Origin of the sequence: Kyrpidia sp. (assembly GCF_023512215.1) — a bacterium.
GTDB classification, from domain to species: Bacteria; Bacillota; Bacilli; order Kyrpidiales; family Kyrpidiaceae; genus Kyrpidia; species Kyrpidia spormannii.
Genome location: NZ_JAILZZ010000036.1, coordinates 24,740 through 34,029, shown reverse-complemented (window position 1 = coordinate 34,029; position 9,290 = coordinate 24,740). Strand labels below are relative to the sequence as shown.

11 protein-coding genes are annotated in these 9,290 nt (G+C 60.2%); 5 read left to right on the top strand and 6 right to left on the bottom strand.

What is annotated here, in order from left to right:
* Window positions 1–178: 178 nt before the first annotated feature.
* From K6T64_RS12045 to K6T64_RS12025, 5 genes are all read left to right on the top strand, one after another.
* The gene (locus K6T64_RS12045; RefSeq protein ID WP_288010426.1) at window positions 179–1,096 is read left to right on the top strand and encodes a tyrosine-type recombinase/integrase; all 918 of its coding nucleotides are present in this window, start codon (window positions 179–181) and stop codon (window positions 1,094–1,096) included.
* Between the two features lie 168 nt (window positions 1,097–1,264).
* On the top strand, window positions 1,265–1,546 hold the full coding sequence (locus tag K6T64_RS12040) for a hypothetical protein (protein WP_288010424.1): 282 nt from the start codon (window positions 1,265–1,267) through the stop codon (window positions 1,544–1,546).
* Window positions 1,539–1,733, top strand: a complete 195-nt coding sequence (locus tag K6T64_RS12035; RefSeq protein WP_288010422.1) for a hypothetical protein — start codon at window positions 1,539–1,541, stop codon at window positions 1,731–1,733. The genes K6T64_RS12040 and K6T64_RS12035 overlap by 8 nt, the downstream gene beginning before the upstream one ends.
* Window positions 1,734–1,756: 23 nt before the next feature.
* Window positions 1,757–2,131, top strand: coding sequence for a hypothetical protein (locus K6T64_RS12030; protein WP_288010420.1), 375 nt, complete (start codon window positions 1,757–1,759; stop codon window positions 2,129–2,131).
* Window positions 2,128–2,433 (top strand): hypothetical protein, encoded by a 306-nt coding sequence (locus K6T64_RS12025; protein ID WP_288010419.1) that lies wholly within the window; start codon window positions 2,128–2,130, stop codon window positions 2,431–2,433. Before K6T64_RS12030 ends, K6T64_RS12025 begins: the two co-directional genes overlap by 4 nt.
* Window positions 2,434–2,949: 516 nt before the next feature.
* Here the strand turns inward: K6T64_RS12025 and K6T64_RS12020 are convergent.
* The 6 genes from K6T64_RS12020 to K6T64_RS11995 all read right to left on the bottom strand — a co-directional run bounded on the left by K6T64_RS12020 (window position 2,950) and on the right by K6T64_RS11995 (window position 9,186).
* Window positions 2,950–3,348 carry an ArpU family phage packaging/lysis transcriptional regulator gene (locus K6T64_RS12020; RefSeq protein WP_288010429.1) on the bottom strand — a complete coding sequence of 133 codons (399 nt, stop codon included), beginning with the start codon at window positions 3,346–3,348 and terminating at the stop codon, window positions 2,950–2,952.
* An 883-nt stretch (window positions 3,349–4,231) separates the two neighbouring features.
* Window positions 4,232–4,399, bottom strand: coding sequence for a hypothetical protein (locus K6T64_RS12015; RefSeq protein ID WP_288010417.1), 168 nt, complete (start codon window positions 4,397–4,399; stop codon window positions 4,232–4,234).
* Between the two features lie 208 nt (window positions 4,400–4,607).
* Window positions 4,608–6,053 (bottom strand): hypothetical protein, encoded by a 1,446-nt coding sequence (locus tag K6T64_RS12010; RefSeq protein WP_288010415.1) that lies wholly within the window; start codon window positions 6,051–6,053, stop codon window positions 4,608–4,610.
* A gap of 615 nt (window positions 6,054–6,668) precedes the next feature.
* A complete protein-coding gene (locus K6T64_RS12005) occupies window positions 6,669–6,917 on the bottom strand; it encodes a helix-turn-helix transcriptional regulator (protein ID WP_288010414.1) in 249 nt (82 codons plus the stop codon).
* 300 nt (window positions 6,918–7,217) lie between these two features.
* Window positions 7,218–7,988: an ABC transporter ATP-binding protein gene (locus tag K6T64_RS12000; protein ID WP_100666744.1), complete on the bottom strand. Its 771-nt coding sequence runs from the start codon at window positions 7,986–7,988 to the stop codon at window positions 7,218–7,220.
* Between the two features lie 136 nt (window positions 7,989–8,124).
* Window positions 8,125–9,186, bottom strand: coding sequence for an ABC transporter substrate-binding protein (locus K6T64_RS11995; protein ID WP_288010412.1), 1,062 nt, complete (start codon window positions 9,184–9,186; stop codon window positions 8,125–8,127).
* Window positions 9,187–9,290: the final 104 nt, after the last annotated feature.

Genomic DNA, 9,290 nt, shown 5'->3' with positions numbered 1-9,290 from the left:
ACCCGGACATGATCTTTCAACTCCTCCCACACGCGGTTAAAGTACCGGGAAAACTCCGGTTCTTTTCGCAGAGCCGTGCCTTGGATTCCCGGGCCTGCCGCCTCGCTGGGGTCCGGACTTTTTTCGCCGGTACTTGGACGCTGTTGACGCAGTACACAAGCCGTTAGGAGGGACCTGCATGCAGACATGGCAAGAATCGCTCTCGACATTCATCCTATTCAAGCGAGCCGAAGGGCGGTCACATTACACCGTTCGGGACTATCGGAGAATTGTCGGGGCCTTTTTCCGCCGCCCTGAAGCTCAGAGCGCCTGGCCGGACGCCGACCGCCTCCGTCGGGCCGTCCTGCAACACTTCACGGACATCCGGGGGTTAGCCGCCAGCTATCATAACCAACAGCTTCGAGTGTTGCGCTCGTTTTTCAATTGGGCCGCCGACGAAGGGCTTGTCTCTGGGAATCCGACCAAGGGGATCAAGCAACGCCGCGAGGATCAAACGCCACGTCACCTGCCCGATGACATCCTGTCGAAGCTCCTGAGATTGCCAAACCAGAGCGCTTTCGTGGGGGTCCGGGACTTCGCTTTGATGCTGTTTCAGTTGGACAGCGGAGTCCGCCCAGGTGAAGCGCTTCAGCTAACGCCGCGAGACCTGAACCTTGCCTCACTGGAAATTACCATACCTGCCCATGTGGCCAAGGCGCGAGTCTCCAGGACGGTCGTTATCAGTCCGCAGACAGCGAAGGCCATTCGCAAGCTTCTAAGTGTCCGCCCAGCCGACTGGGATGACAGCGTCCCCGTCTTTGCCTCCGCCTCTGGCCGCAAGTTGGCAGAGGAAAGCTGGTCGCGCATCATGCGCCAATATGGGCGCAAGCTCGGTGCCAGAGTCACGCCGTACATGCTCCGGCACTCCAGCGCCATCATGTTCCTGCGCTCGGGCGGCCACGTCTTCGCCCTCCAGCGGCAACTGGGACACGCCGACATCACCATGACGCGGCGCTACATCGCCTTGGCCGATGCCGATCTCCACGAACAGCATGCCGTGGCATCTCCAGTCTCCCGACTCCTGCCCCAGCGCACCCGGGCGAGGAAGGTGAAGTGACATGAAAGTGAAGTGCCTCTACGAGGTCAAGTCTCCAAACGGGCCATGGTACCCTTTTTGGGCCTATGACAGCCGGGACGCCAAGCGGCAGTATTGCAAGATGCGCGGCCTGCGCCCCAATGACCATTGGACGGGCATGAGCATGCTTCGGGCAAGGAAGGTGAAACAATGAGCACGCCGGAGATGTACATGATCAAAGACCACAGCGGGGGAATCTACTGGCTCACCGTCGGCGGGGATTCCAAGGCAGTGAGGGTCGGCGTGGACCACGAGACACCCGCTTACCGGGCCGCCGACGGCAAGTTCTACCCGGCCTTCAAGCGCCCCGTGTTCTCCGGGGAGTATCGTGCCAGTGGTTCGTTCCTGCATTCGTTCATTCGGGACTTGCGCGGTCATGGGCTTGACTCGCTGGCTGAGATGCTGTCGTCGGGGAGGGCTTCCCATGACTGAGTTCCCGGACATCACCGCGCTGTCACCGGCGGAGGCCATCGCTTGGTTCGTCAAACAGGTCAAAAACGTGTCCCGGCTGTCCACGTTCGATGAGACCAAGGAACAGCGGGTCACGGAGCTTCGGCAGTGGAAGGATACGGTCCTCGTCCCGTGGCTGGAAGAGGTCAACCGGCGGCGGGCGTGGTGAATCAAGAGGGGAGGGCAAGGCGGATGATCGCATACCAGACAAACGGGCGTTGGTTCGTCCGCGTGGAGGGCGGGCACCGAAATAGGGACATCATTCCTTCGCGGACCATCGAAGTCCCCGAGAAGCCAGAGCCGGTCGCCACGTGGCGGGACTCTGTGGAGGATGGGTACGGCTGGGGCTACTCGACCTATACCCAGTTCCGGGCGGCAGACGTGACGTTCGTCGTCCAGTCCTACCACTGGGATGCCGCACCGGGTTACAGCTGGGAAGAGTCATGGGAGGACTTCGCCGAGGACGCCCAGCCGCCTGTGATCGGCGAGGCCTTCGAATGGACGGGGGACGGCTGGGAGCCTATCCCGCATCCTATGGCCGTCCCGGCGGGAGGCGACGGGGAATGAAATACTGCATCGTTGAGCGCCGCTTCGGGGGCCGCCCCATCATCGTTGGGTCTGAGCCGCTGCCCGGGATTCTCCTGACCGATGCTTTGTACCCGGCCTGGAGCTACGAGACGGCCACGCCGATGCTCGTCTCCGAGGCGGACACCGACTTTTGGGCGGACGTGGTGGAGGTCTCGGGCGCGGAGAAGGCCATCATCGTCCGCACCCTGGGAGGGGAGGCGGGAGTTCAGGCGCTCCTGCGGGATGCTGTCCGGCTCCATGAGCGCCTGAGCCGTGAGTACGCGGAGAAGCGAAGGGCTTAACAAAACTTAACATACCTTAGCATGTTGTCAATTGTTAGCATCGGCAGGGGCCGGGATGCTGTCCCGGCCTCTTGTCGTCTACCCCCGTGGGTCCCCGTGGGGGTCGGCGGGGGTCCGGCCACTGCTCAGGATGAGGATGAGCGGAATGCTGTTCCGGCCACCGGCTCAGGTTGGCGGGGTCTGACTGCCGCTCAGGTCCCCGGATCGCCGCGAATCTGACAGCGTGGGTCCCCTTCTCGAGAATCCCCGTGGGGACATTTTTGCGCATTCGAGGGCCCGCGCGGTCCCGAACGGTGAATCTCTGAGGATTTGCACCCCCCTGGGGGTTGCGTCCGCTTTCCGGACGGTTCCCGGAAGTTCCGGGAAGCTCCGGGAAATTCCCGGACTGCCCTCCGATCTCTGTCCGAAGGATCTCCTCAGGATGTCCGGTGGATGTCCGATACTGCACGTGCGTATCACGTGCGTATCACGTGCCTTGCACGTTCGATGCACGTGCGCCTTAGGAAATCTTATGGTTCACAGCATCCCCGCCGCCTCCCGCTCTTCCTCCGGGGTCAGGAGACCAAACACAATGGCCAGCTTCAGGAGGGCGGCGGCCTTCGACCTGTGGGCGGTCCGTTCGCAGATCGCCAGCTCCTCGCAGATCTCGATCGTCGTCATGTCCCGGAAATACGCGCATTCGATGATCCGCCGCTCCATCGGCTTGAGCGCCTCAAGCGCTCGATGCACCCGTTCGACGTGCTCCCGGCGCTCCCGCTCGCCGTCTGTGTTGCGCTGGGCAGTGTCGCCGGTTGAGTCCTGCACAACGTTCGTCTCTCCGCTTGGAGCCAGGGAGTAAGCGGGCGTGATTCGTGGCTCGTGCCCCGGATGGACGCCCGCCCGCTCATAGAGACGGCACAGCTTCAGGGCCTGCACAATCGTGCGCCGCACTTCCTTCCTCAGCTTCAAACGGCACCCACCCCCGCCGTCCCCAGTGCATGGGGTTGTTTTTGCAGGTCAAGGGTATAAGCTGAGTTTACACCCTTGCCTTGTTCCACTCCCAGGCCATTCGTTGCGCCTTGTTTCGCTTCCCGGCCAGCTTGTTACCCTTGTTACGCTTGGCGGCGATTCGTTACGGCTATGCGTAACGCCCCAGGGTTAACACCGCGTGGACAGTTAATACCGTGTGAACAGTCGTCGTCATGGCGACTCACCCCACCCGCAGGATGTCGAATGAGCCGGTCCAAAGGCTTGCGCCAGCGCTTTTTCTACTGCGTCCGAAAAACCATCCGGGCCGTCGGATGGTCGCCATACGAAATGACCTCCAGGACGCCCGTAGAGGCCTCGATTTGTCCCGTCCTAGGCATCATACATGAACCGCATCCAAAACGCTCTGAGAGGCCTTTTTGTGGCTCTGGAGGGCATGTCCCTCAGAAACCGCCCCAAGGGTACTGTCAGTGTCAACACCCTAACGAAAGGGCGTCGATTCAACCGACACCCCTCCAAACGGCCTCTACAGCCATTCTAACGCCTTCTTGATAGCGCGGTAATGGTATGATAGCCACCCCCGGCATTCGACGCCTCTGCGGGCGATTTTGTGGCTCTGGTGGGCATGCTCTTTTAGGGGGTCCAGGAAGACAGCTTGCGGTGGCCTAACTTCGGGTTAGGGGATGTCCATGATCGCGGACACCCCTGCGCTTGTCAGTCACGCCCGGCGTCATACCAGCCGTACAAGGCCATTGCATACGTCCCGGCGAAGGCCAGGAGCGCGGCCAGCGCCCAAGTAACCATGCGCTCACCCCCTTTCGGCGGTTGCCCGTCACTCCGCGTCGCCGCCTCCGCCCATCGGCTTCATGCGCAGGCCACAACGGGAGCACACCGGGCCCAGGACCACGCGCCCGATCGCCTCGATGGTTCGCACTCCCCGGCATTTCGGACAGCCATAGACATGCTTGCGCAGGGCGGGGGTTGCGGTCGTCCTCTTCATGATCTCACCCCCTGCCATGGCGGGAGGAAGACCAATCGGACGGGCTTGCCATGTGGGTCCCGAATCTCGATCCGCACCGTGTGCCCAGAACGGGGGGGAGTGGATCGGACGAGGGCGGGCAGGATCTCCAGGGCCTCCGCCATGCTTGCGGCATGGGCAGCCGGGGAGCCGGTCGCAAGAATGGTATACATGCGGCCTCCACCTTCCTTCAGCCGGACATCTTTGCCTGATTAAGCTTGTGAGTCAACGCCGCCGCCGTAACCGGACCATTGTCTGCAAGTTCATGAAGGGCTTGCCATGCTTTTTCGTGGCCGTGAATCCTCACCAGCATGTCGAAGTCGTGCCAGAATGCCTGTAGGTCATCGGCAATCTTGAGTTTTGAAGTGTCAAATGGCTCCTGCTGGGCCTCTAAACGCCCTTCTGAAGGCTTTTTACCCTCGCCCCTGTCCCATGATACCTGCGCGTTCGTTTCGGCGTTCTGAGCGGCCTTCTCGGGGCTCTCACATGTGGAAGAATGGTCGAATGCGCCTCCGGTTTGAGGGTCGTTCGTCCAGATCCTCTGCCACACCATCCCCCGCTTCCTGTCCGCCTCCTCCATGAGATGCGCCACTGTCCTTTCGGTCTCGGTTTCCGTGTTCTCAATCACCCTGCCGTATGGCACGCGGGCCGTGACAGCGGCCTTCTCGTGGTTCTCAAATGAGCTATCCACGGAATTCAGATCACCCTCGTGTTGGCGCAGAAATTGTTTTGCCCATTCGACGTTCTCGTCGGGCTCGTTCACAATCACGCGGCCGTAGGTTGGCGTTTTTGGCGGCTTATTCGCCCGCCTGCGCTTGACAGCCAAAAGCATGGCCTCGGTTGAGTATGTCCCGTCGGGGCCTCCCTTCTCCTCCCATTTCCTTAGGACGGCCATAAGATAGCGAGAAGTCGGATGCTCGGCGTCGGCTGTAATGGCAATCGCGTCCTCCACCCATTCCTGGCCGTACTTTCTGGCCAATTCCGCTAGGGTCGAACGTTTGACTTTTATCCTCGCCTCTTCCGCCATCCTGACCAACCTGTCAATGTCTATGGGACCGGAATCGACGACGACGGCGTTTAACCTTGTTTTACCTTGTTCTGAATCTGAATGTGAATGAGAATGAGAATGTGAATGTGAATGTACGATAATCGTAGATTTTCGTAGATTTTGGTTATCATTTCCAAAGTCTGATTCATTCTGTTCATCATCGTGGTCGTCGTCAGCCTCATCGCCACCTTTCTTCCTGGGCACCCGATCATCCGGCGTACCAGGAGGCGGGGGGAACTTGCTCTTGCAGTCCTGCCGCCGTTTTTCGCTTACGTATGTTTGGATCTGCCAGAATTCGTCCTGCGGCAGTTGGATCACCTTGCGCCCGTCCCGCTCGTATAGTTGCCACAATCCGACATCGGCCACGGCGTGGAGCGCCCTTTCGATCTCTGCGCTATTAGCTGGCGCGGTGGGGAAACACGACAGCTTGAATTCAACCGGGTCGCCGGTGAACCGCCCCCAGTCATCGGCGTGGACCACCCCGAGGATATAGCACAAGCCAGCCAGTATACCACCGTCGCCTTCCAGCAGGGCCGCAAAACGTCGGTCGGTCGATATGTCGGACGGAATGGATCTCTTATGTCCCATGTCAATGCGCCCCCTTGTGTGGTACAATGGGGCTGAAGATGCGCCCCGCTGTCGCCCCGAGGATCCGCCTTGGGGCCTTGTCATCTTTGCGATCAAAAAGACAGGTCAAAAAATGTGGTACATGTATTGCGTTGCTCACAGCGACGTGCTACACTGTGTAGCAAACAGACTGTTTCTTACCGGAACGGTAAACGCCCTGCCCTCTATGTGGCCAAGGGCACACCACGGCCATACCTGCCTGTAGGCACAGGGAGGCCATGATGCGCCCGATGATCTCAGCCGCAGTCGCAGTCAGAAGAGGGCTCGGCCTGGCGCACAAGGCGGTATTGCCGTTCGTGGAGGGGTCCAGCCTCCGACGGCTTCCTGCGCATCTCGATCCGATAGCCAGGCGGCAGGCTTGCGCGGAGTTCCCTGAGCCGACGCAAACCCTCGCTTCCACCAACGTTGGGGCTTGCGATCCAATGGGCGTCAATCCACTCCCCCATGTGCTCGGTGAGATAGCGCCACACCGCTTCGCGTCTTGTTCGGCGGTGAGCCATGTCCTTATGCAGTTGTGTTTGAATCATACATACTGCCCCCTTATCCCCCCAGGTTCCGGCCTGGGGTTGTGTTTTTTCACCCCGCCAACCGGCGCAAGAGTTCGGGATCCACCCAAGCGGCCATGCCGGTTTCGGGCTCAAACAGCGTCTCTTCCGGCACCCCGTACAGTTCCGACAGCGCCCGGCGCAGTTTGGGATAGCTGGATCGGGCACGCCGTTCGATGTGAGAAATGAGTCCCCCCGACACGCCGATCATTCGTGAAACGTCCGTCTGCGTCCAGCCACGGGCGCGGCGCAGGATCTCCAATCGCGTGAGTCCAGTCATGTTTTCACCTCCCAAAAATCTAAAATTCGACAGCATGGGCTGAAATCCTACCTGAGACTATCACCCCCGCTGAAATGTTCACATTTATAGTAGAGGATTCCGGGATTCTCGGTCAACACCGGTGAAATGATAAATGTGTCTTCGGCACTTTACTTGTTCTCTCGTGCCGTCCCTGTTCCCCGTTGACCATGGTCTATTTTCATGGTACATAAATAGTAACGCTACTTAGACGTTGACAGCACCAAGCCGCGAAAAAAAAGGTGAGCAGGAAGGGCGTTTTCCTCCAACTCCCCAAACTGTTCAAACCCGGACATGATCTTTCAACTCCTCCCACACGCGGTTAAAGTACCGGGAAAACTCCGGTTCTTTTCGCAGAGCCGTAGGAGGAAGCCGCCCGGCCGCGTACCGCACCGGGTGCTCCGCGGTAATCGTCGCCGGCCGCCTGGACATCACCACCACGCGGTCCGCCATAGTGATCGCCTCGGCAATATCGTGAGTCACCAAAACCACCGTCTTTCCCTGGTCGCGCAAAATGCCGGCCACCTCATCCCCAAGACTGAGGCGGGTTTGATAATCCAGCGCCGAAAACGGCTCATCGAGAAGCAAAATATCTGGGTCGAGCAACAGGGTCCGGATGAGAGCCACCCGCTGGCGCATCCCTCCTGATAGCTGCTTGGGCGCGTGGCCGACAAAACCGCCGAGGCCATAGCGTTCAAGTAGTTCCAGCGCCCGCCGCCGGGCCGGCTCCCGGTCGAGCCCGCGCACCTCGGCGCCGATGAGGACGTTGTGGAGAACGTCCCGCCATTCGAACAAAGAGTCGTTTTGCAACATATATCCCACCCGTCGGGAGGGCCCGGTGAGAAGCTCGCCGAACAGGCGCACCTCCCCCTGGGTCGGCCGGATCATCCCAGCCAGAAGTGACAACAGTGTACTCTTCCCGCAGCCGCTCGGCCCCACGATGCTGACGAATTCTCCGGTTTCCACCTGAAGATTCACATTCCGCAGAGCCTCGGTTTCTTCTTTCATGGTAAAATATCGGTGAGACACACCGCGCACCTCAATCTGCGCCATCGGCACCCCCTCCTTCCGGTGATACCCGGGGCCGCCGTTGGGCGGGTCCCCTCTCCCGTGCCCCGGCCAGGGGGGCCCCAGGGCCGCAGAAAAGCCGTCCCGCGACCACCCCTGACATGCCTTTGCTCTGTGCCATTCATTGGCCGCCCGCCGCTTTTTGGGCGAACCGGGTCTCCACCACGGCGTTGTATGAAACCTTTTGATCCGCTTTGATCGTCCCGGCTTCGACGAGGACATTTTGCAGAATCCCGAACTGTGCCTCCGTCAGGACTGGATTGTCCGGCCAGGTGTGTTGTTGTTCATAGCGCTGGACCGATTGTGCAATCAGGTCTTTCGGCGTGCCTTCAAAATACGGAGCGATCACGTCCGCCACTTCGGCGGGGCTGTGGCTTTCGATCCACCGAGTGGCCTGGTGCACTGCCGTGCACCATTTTTGAATCACGTCGGGGTGAGCGTGAACGTACGCGTCCGTTGCTTCATAGGCCGTCTCAGGATACGATCCGCCGGCTTCGCCCAGGGAAGCCACCACTTTTCCGACCCCCTGTTGTTCCAACATCGAAGCCAGGGGTTCATAAACCTGAATATAGTCCCCCTGCCCGCTGCGGAACGCCCCCACCATGGCCTGGGGGGCGATATTGGTGATGACCTTTGCGCCATGCACGCCCTGTTCGGCCAACACATGGTTCAGAACCATCTGCGGAGAACTGCCGGGCCGCCAACTGATGATCGTCTTGCCGTTTAAATCCTGCCAGCGGAAAGGTTTCGACGTCGGCCGCCCCACCAGGAATGACCCATCCACTCCGGTCAGTTGATAAAAAGCCTTGATCTTCTTTTCCCCGTGCTGGTTGTAAATGTAGACCGAGGTTTCCGGGCCGATCAGGGAGATATCCGCCGTCCCCGCAAGGAGGGCCGCCGCTCCCTTATCCGAACCTTGGGAAGTCACCATGTCCACCTTGAGCCCTTGTTGTTGAAAAAACCCCTTGGCCAGTGCCACGTAATGGGGTGCGTAAAAAATCGACCGGATCACCTCGGAGAATCGAATGGTCTGGGTCTGGGCCCCTGGGGCATCGCCCCCTCCGGGCGCCGGCCCCGGCGCCCCGGGCACTGTGCCTGTGGCCCCACATCCGGCAACCAAAACTGCAAGCGCCACCGCCATTAGGGCCGCCCACCATCTTCGTTTCCGTTTGACTCCTTTCATCGCTCCTCTCCCTCCTGCTCCACCCTATGCGGCGGTTGCCCATTTTGCCTCTGGGCGTTGGGGTGTGATCCGGTGGTTGACATATCCCCCTGGGGGGGTTATAT